Origin of the sequence: Roseibium marinum (genome assembly GCF_002906165.1) — a bacterium.
Classification (GTDB): Bacteria; Pseudomonadota; Alphaproteobacteria; order Rhizobiales; family Stappiaceae; genus Roseibium; species Roseibium marinum.
On record NZ_PPCN01000001.1, the window covers coordinates 154600 to 177423 of the forward strand.

The window sequence follows — 22824 nt, forward strand, 5'->3', positions numbered from 1 at the left end:
CTGTGTTCCGCTGAGTGACCTAACCGGCCGTCGTGGATGTGAACTGCGTTGCCGCCTTCCGCAACAGGGCGCCGGCAAAAGCCAGCACGCCTTTGTCCTCTTCCGCGACATAAAACGGATCGGCGTAGAAGGTGGCCCCCGACTTGCGGGCAAGGTCCCGCATCGCTTCCACATGCGCCGGCGCGCCTGCCGAATAGATGACATGGTCCGGGGTCAGGTCGCCGACAAGTTCGTGCGGACGCGCCGACAGCACGGTCTCGTCGTCGCCGTCGCTTGCCGTCAGCGAAATCGTAATGCCGCGATTGCGCAGCCAGCGCACCGCGTCGCGCATGTAAAGACCGTCTCTGGTCCGGGCCCCGGCAACGATACGGATTTCCCGGCCTGGCTGACCCATGCTCGCGGCAACGGCAATGGACCATATCGGTGCGAACCCGGTCCCGGTCGAGGTCAGGAGAATCGGCTCCGGTTGCCGGCGCAGGAACGCGTTGCCGAAAGGACCGTGAAGCTTGACGCTGTGGCCCTTCTTGATGTCGGTTCCCAGTTTTGAGGAAACGGCGCTGTCCGGATAGACCTTGATGTGGAAGACGATGATGTCCAGTTCCGCATCCAGGTTGAGCGGTGTCGTCGGGCTGTAGTCCCGGGGCGGATAACCCGCGAATGTGGCCCGCAGATACTGGCCGGCAAGCCAGGTGACCGGCCGTGCCACGCGAATGCGGACTTCCAGATAGTCTTTCCTGACTTCGCGGATGGTTTCAACGATGCCTTTGGCGGTTTTCACCACTGGCACGGGGTCATAGGATATTTCCGCATCGCCCGTGAGCACGGATATGCACCCGAGCACGGTGTCCTTTTCGCGCGTTCCCAGATCGTCGATCCCGCCGTTCAGCACACGAACCCGGCAGGTCTCGCACTGGCCCGAGCAGCAGTCGTGCGGGATGACGAGACGTCCCCCCAGACCGGCGTCGATCAGGGTATCCCCGACATTGGCCTTGATCTTCTTGCCGTTGATCGTGACGGTGCATGTGCTCTTTGACATGTTTGGCGTGTCCGTGGTGTGAAGCGTGCCGGCCGGTTCAGTTGCCGGTTCAGTTGCCGGTTTAGTTGCCAGTTTTGTTGAACGTCAAACGCACCGGGCGCGAATGCCGTGTATGGCGGGTCTGATTGTGATCGAAGACCGACATCCACATGAACAGTCCGTCCTTCATGGCCAGATCCTTTTCGTAGCCTGTATCCATATCGCGGATGACTTCAAGCGTCCAATACCCGTCTTGCCATTTCGAGCCGCCCTGAAGGTCTGCCCGGTTGCCTGAATATTCGCCCTGGATCAGGACACCGGGAAGAACCGTGCCTACGGGAATTTCGGCGTCCTTGTCCAGCGAATAGGGAACGCTTTCTTCCTCCAGCATCCACCAATGTGCCCCCTGGTCCTCGCTGGTATTCACCGACAGGTCGATGTTTCCCATGAGGGCCGCCGTCTTCTTGTAGTCGATGGGAAGACGGCGGACGCCGACGGTGCCATGATAATGGGTCTCCGGATCGCCTATGTAGTTGTAGATGTAGAAGGCCTTGCCGTCATCCGAAGTGTAGCCGGCACTGTAACGGGCCTTGCCGGCCACCTGCGCTTCGGTCGGTTCGACGGGCGTGCCGAACCACATGTCGTCGACTTTGCCCAGCATGCCGCCGCGCGCGGCCTTCCACTGCCAGACATCGACCAGGCTGCCGTCGGTGGTGTAATGCAGGCCGCGCCCGTGAAAGGCCGCCGGTTTGTTGTCGAGCGGTTTGGGGCCCATATGCGTCGCACCGCCACCGCCAAAGACGTCGCTGGTCGAAAAGGCCACGGAAAACTTGTCTTCATAGTAGGCCGTTTCGTCCGAGATATCCGCGCGGTTGTTCAGCATGCGCCAGCCGTCTTCGGTCTTGATGAGCGGGTGCCGTTTCAGCGAACGGGTAGGATCTTCCCAGCGAAAACCGAAGGCGATCTTGTCGCCGACCTGAACGGCGCGGATTTCGACGGTGGATACACCTGCGCCGTCGAGATTTGACCCCTGCTGGGTTTTGACAAACACAGGTTTGGCAGCCTGCCAGAGCGCATCGTCGAGATTTCCGTCAAGCGTCGGCAATTCGTCCGCCCGGGCTACGACAAGGTCAGACCTTGTTCCGAAATCCAGCGTAACGGCGGCGGCGACGATCACCGCCCCGAGGGCGACGGCGATTGCAAGCGGACGCCGCGCCATGCCCGGATACCGGCGCAGGGACTGCGGTCGGAACAGCCGCAGAAGCTGCTCCAGTCCGCCATAGCAATAATGAAGGACAACATGCGTGCCGATATAGGTCAGCACGACCACGGCCGCGGTAAAATGGACGGTCACCCAGATGCCGCCATACCCCATGTAGAGCAGGACACCCGTGGCCGACAACGCGATGACGGAGGCGAACAGGATCCAGTAGGCGATGACGCTGACCGCCGCGATACGCAGCTTGTTGCTGGCGGGCAGGGTCAGGACGACTATTTTCTTGGAGGAAATCCGTCTTTTCAGACGCGCCAGTGACATATAGGCGGCATAGGCGAAGATAAGGGCCAGCACGAAGACGGCGGAGACATAGTGCCAGGTCCAGATCTCGCCCTGGGGCAGAATTGGCTCGAACAGTTTGGAGAACCACGCGCCTTCCGCGTCGGCGGACAGTCTGAGGCCGGTCAGAAGGCTGACAAAGATGGCGGTCACAAGCGTCCAGTGGAGCAGGATGGTGCCAGGATCGCTGCGAACCGGTACCTTGCTGCTGGGCGGCCTGCCCGCGGTGGAGCGGCTGTCCTGCTGCGGTCTGGCTTGTGTTGACGATTGTGGCGGAGCCGTGAGGTCGAGGGGATGGTTTGTCACGTGGTCCGTCAACATGGCCTCCTAATCCGAACCGATTCACGTTCATGCGTTAAAACAGCGAATCATGACGGAAATACTACTAGAGAAGTCAATGATTAAGTCTAGAGAATAACATTTTGAGAAGAATGTGAAGCAAAAATATGGGACGCAACTTTCAATAAACCTATCCGAGCGGTAGGGCGCATGCGTTAATATCACGAGAAAGTCCGGTGAGAATTAAATTCTCCTGCCTTCTTGTTATAGAAATATAGTATTTATTAATTATTCTTGATAGAAAGTCTTGAGAATATGTATCAGCCAATAATATTTCCCCGCCAAGCTGAAAAAATGCGACCGGGAAACTGCATAGTTTCGGAGTGGAATGAAATATCGGCATCGCGTAGGCGGCAATTTTGACAAGTTGAATTAGAAAATCAGTCTTATTTAATGTGATAGTATTTTCGGAAAAGGTAAATTTCCGTAAGGGAAGAGAAATTTGTTTTTCGAGACTCTTTATGGATTGCCGCGCTGGCGCATTTCGCCCGGAAGGGCCGGCCGGGCCTTGCAACATGTAATATCTGCGTCGGCAGAACGCCGCCGGCCGAACGGTTCCGTTGATTGATACAGGTCATATGCGCGCGAAAATATCCTGTTTAACCTCATGCGGGTTGACCGGCATTGATGGTTTGCCGGATCTGTTTGAGTGTAGAGACCTCAAGAACCCGCCTAAGATGGATTGCCGCTAAGTGGTGATAAAGGTTCCGAAACGCCTGATGTTCGATGCCGTTCACGCCCTTTATGTGTCCGTGACCTAATCCCCAGGGGGCGATGATGCTGGTCTCCCATAGCCGAATTATCGATATCGTCGGCGATATCATCCGGATTGCGGTGTCGTCCTCAAGGCCGGGGTCGGAGGGGCGCCCGTGTCTGGGCGATCTGGCGCTGGTGGATCCAGGCAACGGCAACACTTCTCTCGCGCAGGTCATCAATATTGACGGCGAAATGGTGTCCCTTCAGGTGAATTCCGGCACCAAGGGACTGGCGAACAACGCTTCTGTCCGTTTTCTGGGCGAGCCGGCGAAGGTCACCTATTCGGGCAATATCCTTGGCCGGGTGTTCGACGGTGCCGGTCAACCCATCGACCGGGGGCCGGACCTTTCGAGCGATCCGTCCGTTCCGCTCGGCGGTCCTTCCGCCAACCCGATGAAGCGCGTTCTGGCCTCGCGCCTGATCCGCACCGACGTGCCGATGATCGATGTCTTCAATTGCCTGGTGGAAAGCCAGAAGATCCCGATCTTCTCCGTATCGGGCGAGCCCTACAATCCCTTTCTGGCGCGTATCGGAATTCAGGCCGACGCCGATATCGTCGTCTTCGGCGGGCTTGGCCTGATTTTCGACGACTATGCCTTCTTCCGCAAACAGTTCGAGGACGCCGGTGTCTTTCCCCGCACGGTGATGTACATCAACCAGGCGTCCGATCCGGTGGTCGAGCGACTGCAGGTTCCGGACATGGTGCTGGCGGTTGCGGAGAAATTCGCGGTCGAGGAAGGCAAGCGCGTCCTTGTGCTGCTGACCGACATGACCGCCTTCGCGGATGCGCTGAAGGAAGTCTCCATCGCCATGGAGCGGGTCCCGGCGAACCGCGGCTATCCGGGCGATCTCTATTCCCAGCTCGCCCGCCGCTACGAAAAAGCCTGTGATTTCAAAGGGGCGGGCTCGGTCACAATCCTGACAGTCACAACCATGCCCGGCAATGATGTGACCCATCCCGTGCCCGACAACACCGGCTACATCACTGAGGGCCAGTTCTACCTGCACAGCGGCGTCATCGATCCCTTCGGTTCGCTCTCCCGCCTGAAGCAGCATGTGATCGGCAAGGTGACCCGCGAGGATCACAACCAGATCATGAATACCATGATCCGGTTTTATTCCGGGGCGCGGGACGCGGAACAGAAACAGTCGATGGCCTTCGAATTGTCGGACTATGACCGGCAACTGCTGAAATTCGGCGCCCTGTTCCGAGAGCGTTTCATGGATATCGAGGTGTCGAAACCGCTGGAGGAGGCGCTGGATCTGTGTTGGCGGACCCTGGCGGAATGCTTCGAACCCGACCAGCTTCTCATGAAGCAGGCGCTGATCGACAAGTACCTTCCGGACAGGGCGCCGCCGGTGAAATCCGCTGACGGGGAGGCCGCCTGATGGCAAGGCTGGCGCTCAACAAATCGTCCCTTGCCAGGGAAAGCGCGCAGCTGGCGGAGTATAATCGCTTCCTGCCTTCGCTGGAGCTCAAGCGCCTTCAGATCGTCGCGGAGCGTGCCAAGGCCAAGGATACGCTGAAGCGGCTGGATGAGGAATATCGGCGGAGTTTCGATGACATCGCCGCATCGCTGCCGATGCTCGCCAACAGACTTGTGCCTCTCCAGGGCCTGGTAACGATCAGGAAGCTGGTCAGGGGAGAGCAGAATCTTTCCGGAACCATTTTGCCGACGCTTGAAGACGTCGAGCTCGAAACCAGACCCTATTCCCTGCTGGCACGCCCCCACTGGGTCGATCCTTATGTGAAGGGTATGCGGGACCTGTTGCGGCTGAGCCTGGAGCTTGAAGTCGCCACAGAGCGGGTGAAGCGTCTGCTGGAGGCGGAGGCCGTGATTTCGCGGCGGGTCAATCTGTTCGAGAAGGTGCTCATTCCGCAGGCTGCGCGCAACATCAGGAAAATCCGCATGGCCCTGGCGGATGCGGAGCGCGACGCGGTGGTGCGCGCGAAGATCTCCAAACGCAAGACGGCCGCCCGCGCAGCCGGGGCAAGGATGGCCGAACTATGAGTATCGTGCCCCTTGTCAAGGTGAGCCTGATCGGCGTTCTGGACGACAAGGACACGGTTCTGGAAGCCACACAGCGCTTCGGCGCCCTGCATCTTATCCCGCTTGCCTCGGCGCAAAAGGAGCTGGAAGCCGTTCCTCCCGGCGGTGGCCGGGAAGCGGTTGAAGCGCTGCGGTGGCTGGTGGCCTGTCCTTCCCAGCGCCGCCCGGTCACCGACCCGGACCGTTTCGATCTCGAAAGCGTCGTCGTGCAGACCCGGAAGAACCGCAGTGCGATGAAAGACTGCGAGGATCTTGTCGCCAAGCTCGACCGGCGCATCCAGGATGTCGAACCCTGGGGAGAATTCAGCTTTTCCGATCTCGCGGAGATCGGCGACAACCGGTTGTGGTTCTATGTCGTGCCGCTTGCAAAGCTCAGCAACATCGATACCTCCGGCAAGGTTCTGGAGATTGTGCACAAGGACAGGTACCGCGCCTATATCGTGCTCCTGGCGCCTGAAGAGCCGCCGGTCGGCGCCATGCCGGTGCCGCGGGTGCATGTCGGCGCTGAATCTCTGTCGACCCTGAAACACAGTTATGAAGAAGCGGTCATCGATCTCGAGGAGTTGCAGCTCGAGCGGCAGGCCCTGACGAAATGGCGCTATGTCCTGGCGCGGAACCTGGCCGCCGCTCGCGACCATTCCGCCCGCCGCCGCGCCGCTCTCGAGACGGCCGACACCGACCGCGTATTTGTGCTTCAGGCCTGGGCGCGGCACGACCGGATCGCGACGGTAAGGGATCTGGCCGGTCAGCTCGGCGTTGCGGCGCTGTTCGATGAGGTTTCGGAAAACGACGCGCCGCCGACACTTCTGGAAAACGATCCGTCCGTCGCCGCCGGGGAGGATCTGGTCGAGTTCTACCAGACGCCCGGCTACCGCGACTGGGACCCGTCCCCGGTCGTCTATGTCTCGTTTATCGTCTTCTTCGGCATGATCATGACGGACGCGGGTTACGGCCTGTTGCTGCTGCTGCTGCTTTTCCTGTTCCGCAAGCGTTTCGCCGGCTCGGCCCTTGGCCGGCGAATGTTCTCGATGTCCGTCTGGCTCTCGGTGTCCACCGCCGCTTTCGGCGTGGCCACGGGGAGTTATTTCGGCGTGGAGCCACCAGAGGGGAGTTTTCTCGCGCATCTCAATGTGCTGCCCCTGAAGAATGTCGATGCGATGATGAAAATCACGCTCACCATCGGTGTCCTGCACGTGGTTCTGGCCAATCTCATGCGCGCCTGCCATGAAAAAACGCTGAGTGGCCGGCTCCAGCCCGTCGGCTGGTGCCTCGTGGCGCTCGGTGGACTGGCCACCTTTCTTGGCCAGGGCACCCTGCTGGACAAGGCCGGACCGGCAGCGGTGATCGTCGGTCTCCTGGTCGTGGGGATCTTCGGCAGCGACCGCAAGGTCAACTCCCTGAAGGCGGGCGTCTTGCGCGTCTTCGACGGGCTCACGTCGCTTGCCCGGTTTATCAATATGTTTTCCGACGTCCTCAGCTACATGCGTCTCTTCGCGCTGGGGCTGGCGGCGGCCTCGCTCGGCGAGACGATCAACACCCTGTCGGGTCAGTTGAACGATGCGGTTCCCGGTGTCGGGATACTGATTGCCATTCTGGTTCTGGCCGTCGGGCACGCGATCAATATCGGGCTCGGGCTGATTGCCGGCTGCGTGCACGGCTTGCGGCTGAATGTCATAGAATTTTTCAATTGGGGTCTGAAAGACGAAGGCACCCCCTTCCGTCCCTTCAGGAAAGAGGAGACACGCCTGTGAACGAATTCATTGTGGTTCTCGGTTGGTTCGGACTTTACGCGCCTGTCGCGTTTGGAGCGATCGGCAGTTCCTGGGGGTGCACGCTCGCCGGCAGCGCCGCCATCGGTGCAATGCTGGACAGCGATGGAGGCTACGGCCGGTTTGTCGGCGTGTCGCTGATGCCGTCCTCCCAGGTGATCTACGGCATCGTGATCATGTTTTCTCTTCAGCGATCCAGCATCGACGCGGCGAACGGAGCGGCGCTTTTCGCGATCGGGGTTCTCTCAGGGGCCACGATGCTGTTGACCGGGATCCGCCAGGGAGAGGTGCTCGCCTCCGCCATCAACGCCTCCAAGGCCAAGCCGGAGATCTTCGGGATATCGCTGGCTCCCGCCGCGGTGCTGGAAGGCTTCTCGGTTTTCGCACTGGTGTTCGCATTGGTTCTGGCGGGTTCGATCCCGGCTTAGGAGGCGGTAATGTCCAAACATGACGCGGCGGATGATCTTGAAAATGCCGCAGGCGCCGGTGTCCAGGCGCTGATCGAGCGCCTGAAAGCCGAAGGCGTTGCCGCCGGACAGTCCGAGGGCGAGGAAATTCTCGCCAAGGCCAGGGCGAAGGCGGAAGAAATCGTATCCGCGGCTCAGAAAAAAGCCGAAAGGCTGCTGGCGGAGGCGCGCGCCGAGGCGGTTAAGGAGAAGGCGGCGACCGAGGATGGTCTGAAAGTCGCGACCCGCGACCTGGTTCTGAGCCTGCGCAACGAACTCGGCGAGCGTATCCAGCAGGAAGCGGGCCGTCTGGTGGCAACGACGCTTGCCGATGAAGCCTTCCTGCGGAATCTCATTCTGGCCATGGCGGCCAATGCCAGGGAGAACGCTTCCGTCAGCGAAACCGAGCCGATGGAAATCGTACTGCCGGAAAAGGTCGTCTCGTTCGAGGAGCTGAGACAGTCGCCGGAAGCGGTTGAGCCCGGCACCTTGACGCATTTTGTCATCGCGCTTGCCGGAGACGTCCTGCGCGAAGGCGTGACCTTTTCCACCGCGCCGGGTTTCGACGGCATAAAGGTCAAGCTCACGGACAGGGACGTTTCCATCGATCTTACCGAAGAAGCGATCGCGGCTCTCCTGAAACGGCATCTGCAGCCACGTCTGCGTGCCATCATGGAAGGGGTCCTGAGGTAACGATGTCCCGGCCGCACCAATACATCATGCTGGTCACCAGCCTGCCGCATCTGGGGAAGATGTTCACCCGGAAGGAGGTGCCGATTTCCGAATTCCGATTGAAGCAAAGGCTGTCGATGCTTCGGCCCGATCACCTGCGCCTGTTGCGGGAATTGGTGGAAGTGACCGCCTGGGCGGGCGTCGCCCGCTATAGCCTCGACAGCGAGGTGCTCCGCCGTGCCAGGGAAGTAATAGGGGATCTGAAGGATTACCCCGACCTTCAGCATCTGGTTGGCGCACGCATGGAGACACGCACCGTGATCGCCGCGCTCCGCCGCCGCCGGGACGGTCAGGAAACCGCCGGCGACATTGAAAACTGGGGCTTCGGCCGCTGGTGCGGCCGGATCGCGAACCACTGGAGCGATCCGGGACTCGGCCTCGGCAATTTCATGCCCTGGGTCGCGGAAGCGCACCGCCTGATGCAATCCGGCAATCATATCGCGATGGAGCGCCTCAGCCTGACCCAGATTTTCCGTCAACTCGACCACTACGGCATGCTGCACGAGTTCGATTTCGAGGCGGTGGCGATCTATGTGCTGCGCTGGGTCATCGTCGAGCGCTGGTCGCGTTACAGCGAGGATGCGGCCCGGGAGCGGCTGCAGCTTCTGGTGACTGCCGCGCTCGGTGGCCCCAACGCGCCCGGTGGCCCCAGCGAGCTGGATGGGATGGCCGCCGACGAACCTCCTCCCGGCCAGGGTTTATTCGCGGACGCCTCTTCAGCCCTTCAGGAAACCCTTTCATGACCAGTCACGCTCAGCTTCCCGAACCGACCGCCCGGATCGTCGCCGTGCAGGACGACCTTGTGACACTCGCCCCGCTCGACGATGCGCCGCTGATCAAGAACGAAGTGGTTTATATCATTCCCCATGGTCCGGAACGGGACGGCAAGCCGCGTGAGTATCTGAAGGCGGAAGTGCTGCGCGTGCGCGGCAGCACGGCAGAGGCACAGGTCTTTGAAAGCACCGCCGGCGTGCGTGTCGGCGACCGGGTGATCCAGAGCGGCGAGATGCTCTCCGTGGCGCTCGGACCGGGCCTGCTCAGCACGGTGTTCGACGGTCTGCAGAACCCGCTTGCGGATATTGCCGCCGAATACGGCTTCTTCCTGCCGCGCGGCGTTCTGACCAACGCGCTCGACCAGAATCGCAAATGGGCCTTCGAACCCAAGGTCAAGTCCCGTGATCCGGTCAGGGCCGGCGATACGCTCGGCACGGTTCCTGAAGGACGCTTCGAGCACAAGATCATGGTTCCGTTTTCCCTCACCGGAAACTGGACGGTTGAGCGGGTCCGCGAAGGCGCCTTCACGATCAACGAGGTTGTCGCCACACTCCGCAATGAGCGGGGCGAGACCCGCGACCTGACCATGGTCCAGCACTGGCCGGTGCGCCGCGCCATTCCCGAAAAACTGGTCAGGTCGGGACAATGCGAACGGCTCTATCCGAACGAACCCCTGATCACCACCCTGCGTCTGATCGATACGTTCTTTCCGATAGCACGCGGTGGCATGGGCTGTATCCCAGGTCCGTTCGGCGCCGGCAAGACGGTGCTCCAGTCGCTGATATCGCGCTTCTCTGCGGTCAATATCGTCATCGTCGTTGCCTGCGGCGAGCGCGCCGGCGAGGTTGTCGAGACCATCACCGAATTCCCGCAGCAGCCGGACCCTTCCGGCCACGGCACGCTGATGGACCGGACGGTTATCATCTGCAACACGTCTTCCATGCCCGTCGCCGCACGCGAAGCGTCTATCTATACCGGTATCACGCTGGGCGAATACTATCGCCAGATGGGCTATGATGTTCTGCTGATCGCCGACAGCACCTCGCGCTGGGCGCAGGCGATGCGCGAAACCTCAGGGCGTCTCGAGGAGATCCCGGGAGAGGAAGCTTTCCCGGCCTATCTGGATTCCGCGATCAAGGGTGTCTATGAGCGCGCCGGTGTCCTGAGAACCGCGACCGGGGAAACCGGCAGTCTCACCATGATCGGCACGGTCTCGCCCGCAGGCGGCAACTTCGAGGAACCGGTCACCCAGTCGACGCTCGGCACGGTCAAGACATTCCTGGGCCTGTCCTCCGAACGCGCCTACAAGCGCTTCTATCCCGCGGTGGATCCCCTGCTGTCCTGGTCTCGCTATCACACCCAGCTCGCAGCATGGTATGACAAGAATATCGGCCCCGATTGGGTGCCCAGGGTGGAGGAAATGATCGACCTGCTCAAAAAGGGGGATGAAATCAACCGCATGATGCAGGTGACCGGGGAGGAAGGCGTTTCGACCGAGGATTTTGTCCTGCAGCAGAAGGCGCTGTTTCTCGACATGGTCTATCTTCAGCAGGATGCCTTTGACGATGTGGACGTGTCCGCGCCCCTGGCGCGCCAGCAGGAAACGTTCGATCTGGTCTACAAGATCGCCAGAACCGGCTTCGCCTTTGACGGCAAGGACGCGGTCCGGCGGTTCTTCACCGAACAGACATCCCTGTTCAGGAACCTCAATTATGCCGCGGACGGCAGTCAGGACCGCAGGGATCTGCTTGAGAAAATCTGCGAAAATGTGAGGTCCGCTCCGCGGCATGTGCCGGCGTGAAGTTTTCCTTCGGTCTTCGCTGACTACGCATTGCAGAGAGTTTTCTCAAAATAGTTGGCTAGGTAGTACCCTGAAAAAGGGCATACGTAACACACGACGATAAAAGCGAGGAATTTCTTCGTGTTCCACGGGTAAACAGGATACCAGCCGTTCAACAAATTTTCTGGATTTTTGTAAAAGTAATAAACAAAAATGCAGATAAGAAGAAAAATGTATGTCCCCCAAATAAATCCCGTTTCACAATTTGGTCGAGTCATTTTACTTTTGGCTTTGGAGTTTAAGTGATGATGGTACTTAGGTTGTAAGAGATGATTGTCGCGCTGACTTGGGATATGCATAGGATTGTTTGAGTGGGCCTAATTAAGGCTCCGCGCGTTCACCCCTCGAACACGCTCAGGATTTCCTCAAGTGGTTTTTTGATCTTGGCAACTGCGGGCACCGTCGCGTCTTCGTCCGGATGGCCGACGGCGAGGATCATCACCGGTTTCTCCGCCTCCGGCCGATCCAGGATCTCGTTGAGAAATTTCATCGGGTTCGGCGTATGGGTCAACGTCGACAGCCCGGCATGATGGAGGGCCGTGATCAGCAGACCTGTCGCGATGCCGACGCTCTCCGGAACATAATAATGCTTATAGCGGGTGCCGTCGTCATAGGTGCCCCAGCGCTGGGCGAAGATCACGATCAGCCACGGTGCGATTTCCAGATGCGGCTTGTCGGCGTTGGTACCGATTGGCTCGAGGGCCTTTATCCACGCGTCTCCGGCGCCACCATCGTAGAAGCGGCGTTCTTCTTCTTCCGCTGCTTCGCGGATCTTGCGTTTCAGCTCGGCGCTGGAAATCGCCACGAAATGCCACGGCTGGTGATTGGCCCCGCTCGGGGCGGTGCCAGCTGCCCGGACACAGGTCTCGATCACCGTCCGATCTACCGGGCGGTCTGTGAATTCCCTCACGGTGTGCCGTGTGCGGACGTCCTCCAGAAATGCGTCGGCCCGTGTCTGCATTTCCATGTCGGTAAACTGCCTCCGGTCCGGCAAGGGCAGCGGCTGATAGTCCAAAGGAGCTTTTGTGATCATGAATCGTTGTCCATTGGCATTGTCCACACTGCGGATAGTGCCGCGCAGTTCCGCCAATCTCCTCCCTTGTGAGCGGAGAAAGTATGGACCAGATACCGGCACGTCAGGCAATAAAAAATTCAGCAATGCCGAGACAACCTGGCGCGAGGGTATAAAATCACTGATCAGGATATCTAAATAGGCCTGATGAAAAAATAACCTTGACCAACGACACGGCAGCTTCCTAGATTTTCTTGACCAATTGGTCAGCGATGGGTGTAAGCAAGCAAATGCCCGGGCAATTTCAAAGTGACCGGGGCACACCGCTTTCCAGAAAACGCGGAATGTTCGGGTTGCGGTCGAGGTACAGGAAGCCGGCATGGCGTATGGGAAGCGCCGCGAGACCGGACCGTCAAAAGGTTGATAAGTTCCAGAGAGGGCGGGCCGGTTGGCTCTGCCCGTAACAAGTAGGGGAATGGCAATGAAGGCATTGAAAAGTCTGGCGCTCGCGTCCGTTTTGGGAGCGGGCCTGACCTCGGGTGCGGCGCAGGCCGCGGACGAACTGACGCTGCAGCTCAAATGGGTCACGCAAGGTCAGTTTGCCGGCTACTATGTGGCGGAAGACAAGGGCTTCTACGACGAGGAAGGCCTCGATGTGACCATCAAGCCGGGCGGTCCGGACATCGCGCCTCCGCAGGTGATCGCCGGTGGCGGAGCCGATGTGATCATCGACTGGATGCCGTCGGCGCTGGCGTCGCGCGAAAAGGGCGTGCCGCTCGTCAACATCGCCCAGCCGTTCAAGAAGTCCGGCATGATGCTGACCTGCCTGAAGGAATCCGGCATTACATCTCCGGAAGATTTCAAGGGCCGGACCCTTGGCGTCTGGTTCTTCGGCAACGAATATCCGTTCCTGTCCTGGATGAGCCACCTCGGCATCCCGACCGATGGCAGTGACGGCGGAGTAACCGTGCTGAAACAGGGCTTCAACGTCGACCCGCTGCTGCAGAAGCAGGCCGACTGCATCTCCACCATGACCTACAATGAATACTGGCAGGTGATAGATGCCGGTATCCCGGAAGAAGACCTGATCGTCTTCAAATACGAGGACCAGGGTGTCGCGACGTTGGAAGACGGGCTTTACGTGCTGGAATCCAGCCTGGATGACCCGGCCATGGTCGATAAGCTGGCGCGTTTCGTGAAGGCATCCATGAAGGGTTGGGCCTATGCCGCCGAGAACCCGGAAGAGGCTGCGGAAATCGTTCTTGAAAACGATGCCACCGGTGCCCAGACCGAAAAGCACCAGATCCGCATGGTCGGCGAGATCAACAAGCTGGTCGACGGTTCCGACGGCACGCTCGACATGGAAGCCTATGAGCGCACCGTGAAGTCGCTGCTGGCCGGCGGCTCCGACCCGGTCATCACCAAAGAGCCGGAAGGCGCCACCTCCACGGCGGTTACCGACAAGCTCTGAGCGACACTTCAAGTAACGCTTGCAGCCAGAGAGAGGCCGTCCTTCGGGGCGGCCTCAGTTGTTTGACGGAGTCCAAACCTGCTTGTCGTCGCAGGCTTTCATTTTATTCGCGTCAATTGGTGACGCGCTGCTTCGATTTCAGAACCTTGTGCCGACGCGCACGGTGAAATTTGAACGGTATGCAAAAAACTTCAACGCAATAGAAAACCAGACACCTGAACCCAGACCCCGGACCGCCTGTGCAACAACGTCATAGCGCCCTCTCGACTTATCCTGGCTGGTGGTGCTCCTATCTGAGGCCAAGCCGTTTTACGCCAAGGACTGATCCGGTCTGATCCTCGATCCTTACCTCCCACTGGGCGCCAATTGTCGCCGTCTGAAATATCCACACCGGACCGGTCTCCACCGTTTCCAGGGAAACCAGAACCAGATTTTCCGAATTGGCTTCGTTCACAAGGGCCGTTTGCGCAAGTGCCCGGGCTTCGTCTTCAGTCAGGCGCGTCAATACCGGGCGCGTGGGGCGGCGTGATAACCACTGAACTAATTTACCCAACACGGTATCAGTGCTCCTCGGTTGGTAAAACCGGTTTGGCAGGATCGAACCATATGTCGAATTCGATGCTTTCAATCAGAATTCCGCTGGCAATCAAACCCGCCGTTTCAGTCAAAATACCGGAGCCGGTAAACGCGGAATTATAACCGCCACCCCGGACCAGATAAACATATCCCTGCTGCACCGGAAATTTAATCCCGGTAAAAAACTGCCGGAAACCACTCACTCCTATCTGTGCCACCGTTTCAGCAAGCGCTTCCTCCAGATATCGCCTCAGGGAGGAACGCATGTAGGATCCTGCCCGGCTTTCGACGCGGAATTGACGCAGCAGATAGAGCCTGGGCGTAAGGAACTGGTGCACTTTTTCATGTAGCAGAACAATTCGCTGGTCGTTTACTGTACCGCGGATACTAACGACGATGTTGCCCCACATGCTGGTGCTGCCCGTACCGGCTTTTAGCGTCGATGAAGGCTGAATAGTTGGCTTGTAGCGAAGACCCGGCGTCCGTGCAGGTGCAGAACCCACTGGAGCCCGGCCTCCCTTGTAGGTTCGCGGTGCGCCTCGGAACAATACCGCGAGCACCGCTTGAATTCCCAGGATGCTCACCGCTTTTGCAAAATGATCAGCCGCGGTATCGAGATCCCGTTCTGAGCTTGCGTTGTAAGTTCCCGACGCAAAGTCGTATAAGTGATCGAGGCCGGAGAAAACCGCCAGTCCAATGGCAACGGCTCCGACAGCAACAAGTATAATATCAATAATTTCCCCAACGCCAAATGCATGAGAAGCAACCCAGGCAACCAGAACCGCTGCCACTATCGCGAGTGCCTCCGGTGTAAGAATTGCTTCGACTTGGCGGCGCGCCTCGGGACCGAGCTTATCCAAAGAACGTCTCAAAACTGCTTCAAGCTTGCGCACAAATGGCCAACCGGCAACATGGCTCATGTTAAGCCTCCATCTATTGATCGAAATTGGTTTCATAAAACGACTTAAAAAACTGGCGGTATGATATTACACGCGGACGTTGCATGCGAGCAGTAATGTAGTTGCTCCGTTCAGCTGACATCGGCATCTCCTTTCGATGCCGTCTACATAGTGCTCTCTGAAAAGATGGATCTGCCCGAAAAGCAGGAAGATCGGTCTGTCTGGAAGTTGTGGCGCCAAAACGGCATGTTGGAGAAAATTGTTTTTGGTTGTCTTCCCGGACAGGCAAAGCATGAGCCGGGACCAGGGAGGCACAAGTCTTTGTTGTCGCGATAGGTGTTCCATCGCCAATCCGCGTCCCCGTTCCCGGATCTTCGCGTCACGCCGCCCGGCAAACCGGGACAATGCCATCAAACGGGTGCCTATTAATCGCCGTCTTCTGGATCTTTCCTCATCACCAGCCAGATCATGGCGCCGATAAAGGCGAACGTGCCGAGGTTGAGCAGCGTGTCGAGTGGGTCACCGATCAGCATGGGTTGGCTTCCTTTTCGCGTCCTGCAACAGCGCCCGGACGAGGCAGGCGAAAAGAAGAACGGTGATGAAGACAAAGGGCAGGGCCCCAAGGGCAATCAGCTTTTTGACGGCCTGCAAAGAGCCGGACAGGATCATGGCCGCCCCCAGAACGCCAAGCAGACCGCCCCAGATCACCCGCACCCTGACGCTTGGGTTCGGATCTCCGCCCGTGGAAAAGGTGCCGAGCACGAAAGCGGCGCTGACCACGCTGGTGACGATGAACAAAAACGCCGCCAGCACTGTGACAAGGGTTGTCAGCGTCGCGAAGGGCAGCCGGTCAAACAGGGCGAATGTCATGCGTTCGACGCTGGTCTGGGTCATGGCCAGCAGCTCACCGTTTCCGTTGAGGGTCTCATAGAGACCGACACCGCCGAAAGCGCCGAACCAGATGGTGGAAAAGAGTGTCGGCCCGATCAGCACGCCAAGCACAAACTCCCGGATGGTGCGGCCCTTGGAGATGCGCGCGACAAATACGCCGACAAATGGGCCCCATGCGATCCACCAGACCATGTAGGTCAGCGTCCAGTCACGGAACCACATGTTGGCCTCGTTCCCGTAGAAGGTGAAGGTCTGCAATCCACGCGGGATCACAACGGATATGTAGGTGCCGATGCCACCGATGATCGAGTTCATGAGATACTCGGAAGGACCGAGCACGATCGTGTAGCCCACAAGCGCGATCGCAAGTATCATGGCGATGTTCGAAAGCCTGGCCATGCCGCTGCCCAGATCCACCAGGAGCGGCGGAATATAGGCGGCGATCATCACGAGGAACACGGCTCCGATCAGAACCGGACCGGCTGTCTGACTTCCGAAGAGAACGGAAATTCCGTCGGCAACCTGGAAGACGCCCATGGCGACCGATCCGGCCACCCCGATGGCGATGGCGGCAATCGCCATGAAGTCGGAGAACCAGCCGACGATAATTGCCCAGCGTTCTCCCGGAAACAGGTTCTTGACCGGTGCGCTGACGAGCATCGGCGTGCCGCGCCGATAGCTGAAATAGGCAATCGCAAGCGCTGTCGTTCCGTAGATCGCCCAGGCATGAATGCCCCAGTTGAAATTGGCGGCAAGCAGGGCTTGTTCCGCGGCGATCGGCGCCGGGAACACCTCCCTGGCGAAATGGTAATGGGTCAGCGGTTCCGCGACGGCCCAGAACAGGAGACCGACCCCCATCCCGGCCGCGAACAGCATGGCGATCCAGGTCGGTGTCGGGTACTCCGGCCGGTCCGTGTCCGCGCCAAGGCGGATGTCGCCGAATTTCGTGAAGGTCAGGCCGAGGCAGAACAGCAGCATGAGCGTGACCGACAGCATCACGAACCAGCCGCGACTGACGAAATACTGATCGACGATTGTGCTGGCAATGGCAAGCAGGCCCGCCGGGTCGATCACGCCCCAAAGGCCTATCAGGGCGCACAGGCTAATCGAGGCCGTCAGCAAGGAACGTGAGGCTTGCATGCTGTTTCCCGGTGTTCAGGTTCAGTCGGACCGCAGTTTCGCGCCTCGTCTCCGTTTAATCAATCCCGGCCTTTTGTGCCCGCTTGCCGGGACCTCGCTTGGCAGGACCCCGCTTGCCAGGACCCCGCTTGGCAGGACATTGTCTGAACGGTTTGGTGAAGGCTTCGATGAAAGGCTGACGGTACGCGGGCGAACATCGGGAAGAAGTTGCTGAAACCACTACCGGACGGAGGCCTGGGTCCGGTTATCGCCAAGGAGCCGGAAAGTGCGGCGACAACTATTGTTACAGAAAGAATATAGTTAAAAATACCTACAAAAACGGAATTCCCGGTCCAGTTTCTTTTCGAGTTAACGTATTTAACCCTCCAGAAATTATTTCATGGTTCTCTCCAAAATAGATATGCAGATCTAAACTGTGAATATGATTTTGGAAGGCGCGTTTTGTCTGAAAAAGCAGACATCCTTAACTTGGCGGAAGGGATGGATAAGCGGGCTCTGACCGGGCAAAAGCATCCAAAGCCAGCAATTCTGGGCATTCCTTCCGGCTTCATCATCTTCCTCATGTTCTGTGCGGTCATTTTCTCTTTCGGAGCCGTTCTGTTCAAAGTCCTGGTGGCCGAAAGGCAAGCGGCGGCCCGGGAAATCAAGTCGGTTTCGCGCGTCTTTGAAAATCACAAGCACGCTCTCCTGAAGGAAATGGAGCGCTACGCCGCTTCGAACGCGGCTTATGAAAACACCGAGACCCACCCTTCGATCGATTGGATCGGGTCCCGCTTCGGTGTGGATATGGCGCTGGATTTCAAGCACGATTACACGGCGGTCCTGGACAAGGACCGGAACGTCATATTCGCGACTGATTTACATGGGCACACGAATGCGGACATTTACACCCGCCAGATCGACGAGCAACTGGAAGCTACGTTAACCGTCATCCGGAAAAAATACCGGCAGGGCCTGGTCCGGTCCGCGGGTCAGGTCCGTTTTGCAGGTGAGCTGAGCGACATCTCGGGCGTCGACATCGTCGAAATCGACGGCAGACCCAACATCGCTGCCGCATTTGCGATCGTGCCGGATCCGGGCGGGATCGACATGACGTACGGCCCGCCGAACATTCTGCTCACCATCTTCAAAATCGACACGGTTCATCTCGGCAACCTGCTGGCGAGCCTGTCGCTGGACAACCTGAAATTCGTCACCGAAGTCCCGGACGAAATGATCTCGGTTCCACTCGCCAACAATGCGGGTGAGGTTCTTGGCTACCTTGCCTGGTATCCCATGAGCCGGGCGTCCTCGATTATCCTGTCCTCGATCCCGATCCTGCTGATCTCGCTCGGCATCATACTGACGATCGCGCTGGTCACGATGCGCCAGAATGCGCATGCCCGGCGGAGCCTTGCCCGGCGGGAAAAGGAAGCACGACACACGGCAAATCACGATTCCATGACCGGATTTGCATCCAGGGGCTATTTTCACACCTTGGCCGCGAACTGGCTGATGGTGCGTGCAGCGCTGCGCAATCGCGCCTCCGTCATTTATCTCGATCTCGATAATCTGAAGCAGGTGAACGATATTCATGGCCACGCCGCCGGTGACCAATTGATTGTCGAACAAGCACGCCGTATTCGCCAGGTGCTGGGTTCGAACGGGCTGATCGGCCGTATCGGTGGTGACGAATTCGTCATTCTGACCGACCGGTGGGGTGCCGGGAAACCGCAGCAGTCGGAAATCGAGGAACTGTTCCGGATCCTGAGCTTGCCGGTCTCCTTTGAAGACAAGCAGATAGAAACCTCGTGCAGCGCCGGCATCGCGCGTTTCCCGGAACACGGACGCAAGCTGCCCGAGCTGATCCGCGCGGCGGATATCGCCCTCCACCGATGCAAACAGGAACAGAAAAACTCTTTCCGTTATTATGACGAACGCATGGATGACCAGTTGCGCGAGCAGCGCGAACTCCGGATAGACCTGGTTTCCGCAATTCGGGAAAACGAGCTTGAGCTTTTCTATCAGCCGATCGTCACGGCCCGGACCGAAGTAGCCGTCTTCTATGAAGCCCTGATCAGGTGGCGTCATCCAAGGCGCGGGCTGGTTTCTCCCGGTGTCTTCCTGCCTGTTGCCCGTAACGCGCGCATGATGCCGGAAATCGGCACCTGGGTGCTTGAGCGCGCCCTTGGCGAGGCTCGTGGCTGGGAAACCGCCGGGGTGTCCATAAACGTCTGCACCAGCCAGATCCGGATGCCTGGCTTTGCCGAACAGGTCGGAGACCTGTTGGCGCGAAATGAGTTTCCCGCCGACCGCCTGATACTGGAAATCACCGAAGACCTGTTGATGGAAGAAGGCGCTGAGACGCTTCGCACGATCCGGAAACTCCGCGATCTCGGGGTCCGGCTTGCCATCGACGATTTCGGAACCGGATACTCAAGCCTGAGCTATCTGCACAAATTCCGGTTCGACAAGATGAAGATCGACCGCAGTTTCGTCTCCCGTATCGGTCAGGAAGACGAAGCCGACACGCTAGTCCGCTCCATGTTGGGACTTGCGAAGGCAATGGGCATGCAAACCGTCGGCGAAGGGGTTGAAACCACCGCGCAGAAGGAATTTCTCGTCGATGCCGGTTGCGAATATCTGCAGGGCTATCTGTTCGGAAAACCCGCGCCTCTGAGCGAACTGGACCTTTCGCAATTCCGCCAAAGTGCCACCGCCTGACGGTTGGCGCCTTTGCGTCTGAAAAAGACGCAGGCAGATCCCGGCCTGCCTGCGGCCCCTATTGAGTACAGCCGGTATTATTCGGCGGCTTCTTTGACGGCCATCGGGTTGTTCGGATGCGTCGTCCAGTTGGCATAGTCTTTCTCGACCGGCCGCTTTGTGCGCGGATCGATGCTGCCCGCGGCCATCGGCTCCAGGGTAATGCAGTTCTCGACCGGACAGACATTGACGCAGAGATTGCAGCCGACGCATTCCTCGTCGATCACCTCGAACTTGCGTGCACCGTCCACCATGCTGGTGATCGCCTGGTGGGACGTGTCCTCGCAGGCGATGTGGCAGCGGCCGCATTTGATGCACAGATCCTGATCGATCTTGGCCTTGGCGATGTAGTTGAGGTTGAGATATTGCCAGTCGGTTACATTCGGCACGGCAGCACCGGTGAACTGATCGACGGATGTGTGGCCCTTCTCGTCCATCCAGTCGCCGAGGCCGTCGATCATGTCCTGAACGACCTTGAATCCGTAGGTCATGGCCGCGGTGCAGACCTGAACCGTGCCGGCGCCGAGCGCCATGAACTCGGCGGCGTCGCGCCATGTGGTGACGCCGCCAATGCCGGAGATCGGCAAGCCGCGGGTTACCGGATCGCGGGCGATCTCCGCCACCATGTTGAGCGCGATCGGTTTGACGGCGGGACCGCAATAGCCGCCATGAGCTCCCTTGCCATCGACAGTCGGAGACGGCGACATCATGTCGAGATCGACACCCGTGATCGAATTGATGGTGTTGATCAGCGACACAGCGTCCGCCCCGCCGGCGTGGGCGGCCTGGGCAGGCTTGCGGACATCGGTGATGTTCGGTGTCAGCTTGACGATGCAGGGCATGCGCGAATGCTGTTTCACCCAGCGTGTCACCATCTCGATATATTCGGGAACCTGACCGACGGCCGAGCCCATGCCGCGTTCGCTCATGCCGTGGGGACAGCCGAAATTGAGCTCGACACCGTCCGCGCCGGTGTCCTCCACCTTGCGCAGGATGTCGATCCAGCTCTGCTCCTCGCACGGGACCATCAGCGAGACAACCAGCGCCCGGTCCGGCCAGTCGCGCTTGACCTGCTTGATCTCGCGAAGATTGACCTCCAGCGGCCGGTCGGTGATCAGCTCGATATTGTTGAGACCGATCAACTGCCGGTCCTTGCCGTGGATGGCGCCATACCGTGGTCCGTTGACATTGACGACGGGAGGATCTTCGCCCAGCGTTTTCCAGACGACGCCGCCCCAGCCGGCCTTGAAGGCCCTGACGACGTTGTATTCCTTGTCGGTCGGCGGCGCGGAGGCCAGCCAGAACGGGTTCGGCGATTTGATGCCGATAAACTCTGTTCGCAAGTCAGCCATGTCGGCTCTCCCTCAAATGCGTAACGCCGGGCGCTTCAGGCGCTCAGGGCGGCGTTGATGCTTTCAGCGGCAATCTTTCCGTCTTCGACGGCGGCGACCGTCAGGTCCTCGCCGCCAAGCACGCAATCGCCGCCGGCCCAGACATCGGCGAGGCTCGTCTTGCGGTCCGCGTCGACCACGATACGGCCCTTCTCGAGGGACAGGGCACCGCCCAGATCCGCCTGCACCAGTGTCTGGCCGACCGCCTTGAACACCATGTCCGCGGGCAGGGTGACGGTCTCGCCGGTGCCGGTGAGGGAGCCATTCTGCTCCCGGGTCCGCTCCAGTTCAATGGAGGTGACGGCGCCGTTTTGTGCGACGAGCGCCTTCGGCTGCATCCATGTCATGATCCGCACGCCGCTGGTCTGAGCCAGGTGCTGCTCATAATCGGAGGCATTCATCCGGTCCTGGCCGCGCCGGTAGGCAATGGTGACATCCTCCGCCCCGAGCAGCTTGGTCTGAACGGCGATATCGACCGCGGTCATGCCGCCGCCGATCACGACGATGCGGCGGCCCACCGGAAGGGTGGAGAGATCGTCCGCCTGGCGCAGGTCGGCAATGTAGTCGACCGCATCCAGGGAGCCGCTCTTGTCTTCGCCGTCGATGCCGAGTGCATTGACGCTGCCAAGGCCGATGCCGAGAAACACCGCGTCAAAGCCGGCCCGCAATTCGGCCAGGTCCAGATTTGCGCCGACGCGCATCCCGGTCTTGAGCTCGATGCCGCCGATGGAGAGGATGAAATCCACTTCGCGGGCAGCGAATTCGTCGACCGATTTATAGGAGGCGATGCCGTATTCGTTCAGGCCGCCGGCTTTTTCCCTGGCGTCGAACAGGGTGACGTCGTGACCGTGAACGGCAAGGCGGTGAGCACAGGAAAGACCCGCCGGCCCTGCTCCGACCACGGCGACCTTCTTGCCCGTCGGCGCGCCGCGCGTGAAGGGCGATGCCCCGTGTTCGCCCATATAATGATCGGTGGCGTAGCGTTGCAGCTCGCCGATCTTCACCGGCTTGCCTTCCGCCACCTCCCGCACGCACACCTCTTCGCACAGGGTTTCCGTGGGGCAGACTCGGGCGCACATGCCCCCGAGGATATTCTGCTCGAAGATTGTCTTTGCCGAACCGGTGGGGTTGCCGGTCGAAATCTGGCGGATGAATTGCGGAATGTCGATACTGGTCGGGCAGGCCTGCATGCACGGCGCGTCGTAGCAGAAGTAGCAGCGGTCGGCTTCCACCAGGGCTTCATGCGGGTCCAGCAGTGGGTGCAGGTCGCTGAAATTCTCTGCGTACGCGTCGTCGGGCAAACGCCCGGTGGCAATATCCGGACCGGCGGTGGTCTGGGTCATGGAGATCTCCGGAAGGTTGGCGATCATTTTCGGATGGCTTCCTTCATTTGGCGAGGGAGCTCGAAATCCATTGGAAGAAAAT

At 59.4% G+C, this 22824-nt stretch carries 17 protein-coding genes; 9 read left to right on the top strand and 8 right to left on the bottom strand.

Translation table 11 applies throughout. The annotated features are described in order from the left end of the window. Positions 1-19: 19 nt before the first annotated feature. Together CLV41_RS00750 and CLV41_RS00755 are read right to left on the bottom strand one after the other, a co-directional pair. Entirely contained in the window at positions 20-1036 is a 1017-nt protein-coding gene (locus CLV41_RS00750; RefSeq protein WP_103220381.1) for a 2Fe-2S iron-sulfur cluster-binding protein, read from the bottom strand. Between the two features lie 61 nt (positions 1037-1097). Then, positions 1098-2891 (bottom strand): ethylbenzene dehydrogenase-related protein, encoded by a 1794-nt coding sequence (locus CLV41_RS00755; protein WP_103220382.1) that lies wholly within the window; start codon positions 2889-2891, stop codon positions 1098-1100. 795 nt (positions 2892-3686) lie between these two features. Between CLV41_RS00755 and CLV41_RS00760 the strand changes: the two genes are divergently transcribed. Genes CLV41_RS00760 through CLV41_RS00790 form a run of 7 tightly spaced genes read left to right on the top strand, consistent with a single transcriptional unit; the run spans position 3687 to position 11238 of the window. Next, complete coding sequence (locus tag CLV41_RS00760) at positions 3687-5054, top strand: V-type ATP synthase subunit B (protein ID WP_103221448.1); 1368 nt, start codon at positions 3687-3689, stop codon at positions 5052-5054. Then, the gene (locus CLV41_RS00765) at positions 5054-5677 is read left to right on the top strand and encodes a V-type ATP synthase subunit D (RefSeq protein ID WP_103220383.1); all 624 of its coding nucleotides are present in this window, start codon (positions 5054-5056) and stop codon (positions 5675-5677) included. Before CLV41_RS00760 ends, CLV41_RS00765 begins: the two co-directional genes overlap by 1 nt. Beyond that, positions 5674-7467, top strand: coding sequence for a V-type ATP synthase subunit I (locus CLV41_RS00770; protein ID WP_103220384.1), 1794 nt, complete (start codon positions 5674-5676; stop codon positions 7465-7467). The genes CLV41_RS00765 and CLV41_RS00770 overlap by 4 nt, the downstream gene beginning before the upstream one ends. Continuing rightward, on the top strand, positions 7464-7913 hold the full coding sequence (locus CLV41_RS00775) for an ATP synthase subunit C (protein WP_103220385.1): 450 nt from the start codon (positions 7464-7466) through the stop codon (positions 7911-7913). The genes CLV41_RS00770 and CLV41_RS00775 overlap by 4 nt, the downstream gene beginning before the upstream one ends. A gap of 9 nt (positions 7914-7922) precedes the next feature. Next, on the top strand, positions 7923-8624 hold the full coding sequence (locus CLV41_RS00780) for a hypothetical protein (RefSeq protein WP_103220386.1): 702 nt from the start codon (positions 7923-7925) through the stop codon (positions 8622-8624). A gap of 2 nt (positions 8625-8626) precedes the next feature. Continuing rightward, the gene (locus CLV41_RS00785; protein ID WP_103220387.1) at positions 8627-9406 is read left to right on the top strand and encodes a hypothetical protein; all 780 of its coding nucleotides are present in this window, start codon (positions 8627-8629) and stop codon (positions 9404-9406) included. Then, entirely contained in the window at positions 9403-11238 is a 1836-nt protein-coding gene (locus CLV41_RS00790; protein WP_103220388.1) for a V-type ATP synthase subunit A, read from the top strand. The genes CLV41_RS00785 and CLV41_RS00790 overlap by 4 nt, the downstream gene beginning before the upstream one ends. Before the next feature lie 376 nt (positions 11239-11614). On the opposite strand, the gene CLV41_RS00795 is transcribed toward CLV41_RS00790, so the two are convergent. After that, positions 11615-12310 (bottom strand): nitroreductase family protein, encoded by a 696-nt coding sequence (locus CLV41_RS00795; RefSeq protein ID WP_103221449.1) that lies wholly within the window; start codon positions 12308-12310, stop codon positions 11615-11617. Between the two features lie 460 nt (positions 12311-12770). On the opposite strand from CLV41_RS00795, the gene CLV41_RS00800 reads away from it, so the two are divergent. Beyond that, a complete protein-coding gene (locus CLV41_RS00800) occupies positions 12771-13760 on the top strand; it encodes an ABC transporter substrate-binding protein (RefSeq protein ID WP_208987220.1) in 990 nt (329 codons plus the stop codon). Positions 13761-14049: 289 nt separating this feature from the next. Here CLV41_RS00800 and CLV41_RS27390 read toward each other — a convergent pair whose 3' ends face one another. The 3 genes from CLV41_RS27390 to CLV41_RS00810 form a co-directional block, all read right to left on the bottom strand. Beyond that, the gene (locus tag CLV41_RS27390; RefSeq protein ID WP_146048468.1) at positions 14050-14265 is read right to left on the bottom strand and encodes a hypothetical protein; all 216 of its coding nucleotides are present in this window, start codon (positions 14263-14265) and stop codon (positions 14050-14052) included. A gap of 55 nt (positions 14266-14320) precedes the next feature. After that, complete coding sequence (locus CLV41_RS00805; RefSeq protein ID WP_103220390.1) at positions 14321-15256, bottom strand: hypothetical protein; 936 nt, start codon at positions 15254-15256, stop codon at positions 14321-14323. Between the two features lie 498 nt (positions 15257-15754). Beyond that, positions 15755-17266, bottom strand: coding sequence for a BCCT family transporter (locus tag CLV41_RS00810; protein WP_103220391.1), 1512 nt, complete (start codon positions 17264-17266; stop codon positions 15755-15757). 480 nt (positions 17267-17746) lie between these two features. Between CLV41_RS00810 and CLV41_RS00815 the strand changes: the two genes are divergently transcribed. Continuing rightward, on the top strand, positions 17747-19969 hold the full coding sequence (locus CLV41_RS00815; protein WP_103220392.1) for a putative bifunctional diguanylate cyclase/phosphodiesterase: 2223 nt from the start codon (positions 17747-17749) through the stop codon (positions 19967-19969). A 77-nt stretch (positions 19970-20046) separates the two neighbouring features. Here the strand turns inward: CLV41_RS00815 and preA are convergent, their stop codons facing one another. Then, complete coding sequence (preA, locus tag CLV41_RS00820; protein ID WP_103220393.1) at positions 20047-21360, bottom strand: NAD-dependent dihydropyrimidine dehydrogenase subunit PreA; 1314 nt, start codon at positions 21358-21360, stop codon at positions 20047-20049. Between the two features lie 35 nt (positions 21361-21395). Further along, positions 21396-22742 (bottom strand): NAD(P)-dependent oxidoreductase, encoded by a 1347-nt coding sequence (locus CLV41_RS00825; RefSeq protein WP_103221450.1) that lies wholly within the window; start codon positions 22740-22742, stop codon positions 21396-21398. Positions 22743-22824 lie beyond the last annotated feature (82 nt).

Bases quoted from the DNA above. Each gene is read 5' to 3' on its own strand.
- CLV41_RS00750 (WP_103220381.1), bottom strand. From the start codon at position 1,036: ATGTCAAAGAGCACATGCACCGTCACGATCAACGGCAAGAAGATCAAG.
- CLV41_RS00755 (WP_103220382.1), bottom strand. From the start codon at position 2,891: ATGTTGACGGACCACGTGACAAACCATCCCCTCGACCTCACGGCTCCG.
- CLV41_RS00760 (WP_103221448.1), top strand. From the start codon at position 3,687: ATGCTGGTCTCCCATAGCCGAATTATCGATATCGTCGGCGATATCATC.
- CLV41_RS00765 (WP_103220383.1), top strand. From the start codon at position 5,054: ATGGCAAGGCTGGCGCTCAACAAATCGTCCCTTGCCAGGGAAAGCGCG.
- CLV41_RS00770 (WP_103220384.1), top strand. From the start codon at position 5,674: ATGAGTATCGTGCCCCTTGTCAAGGTGAGCCTGATCGGCGTTCTGGAC.
- CLV41_RS00780 (WP_103220386.1), top strand. From the start codon at position 7,923: ATGTCCAAACATGACGCGGCGGATGATCTTGAAAATGCCGCAGGCGCC.
- CLV41_RS00785 (WP_103220387.1), top strand. From the start codon at position 8,627: ATGTCCCGGCCGCACCAATACATCATGCTGGTCACCAGCCTGCCGCAT.
- CLV41_RS00790 (WP_103220388.1), top strand. From the start codon at position 9,403: ATGACCAGTCACGCTCAGCTTCCCGAACCGACCGCCCGGATCGTCGCC.
- CLV41_RS00795 (WP_103221449.1), bottom strand. From the start codon at position 12,310: ATGATCACAAAAGCTCCTTTGGACTATCAGCCGCTGCCCTTGCCGGAC.
- CLV41_RS00800 (WP_208987220.1), top strand. From the start codon at position 12,771: ATGAAGGCATTGAAAAGTCTGGCGCTCGCGTCCGTTTTGGGAGCGGGC.
- CLV41_RS00805 (WP_103220390.1), bottom strand. From the start codon at position 15,256: ATGAGCCATGTTGCCGGTTGGCCATTTGTGCGCAAGCTTGAAGCAGTT.
- CLV41_RS00810 (WP_103220391.1), bottom strand. From the start codon at position 17,266: ATGCAAGCCTCACGTTCCTTGCTGACGGCCTCGATTAGCCTGTGCGCC.
- CLV41_RS00815 (WP_103220392.1), top strand. From the start codon at position 17,747: ATGGATAAGCGGGCTCTGACCGGGCAAAAGCATCCAAAGCCAGCAATT.
- preA (WP_103220393.1), bottom strand. From the start codon at position 21,360: ATGGCTGACTTGCGAACAGAGTTTATCGGCATCAAATCGCCGAACCCG.
- CLV41_RS00825 (WP_103221450.1), bottom strand. From the start codon at position 22,742: ATGACCCAGACCACCGCCGGTCCGGATATTGCCACCGGGCGTTTGCCC.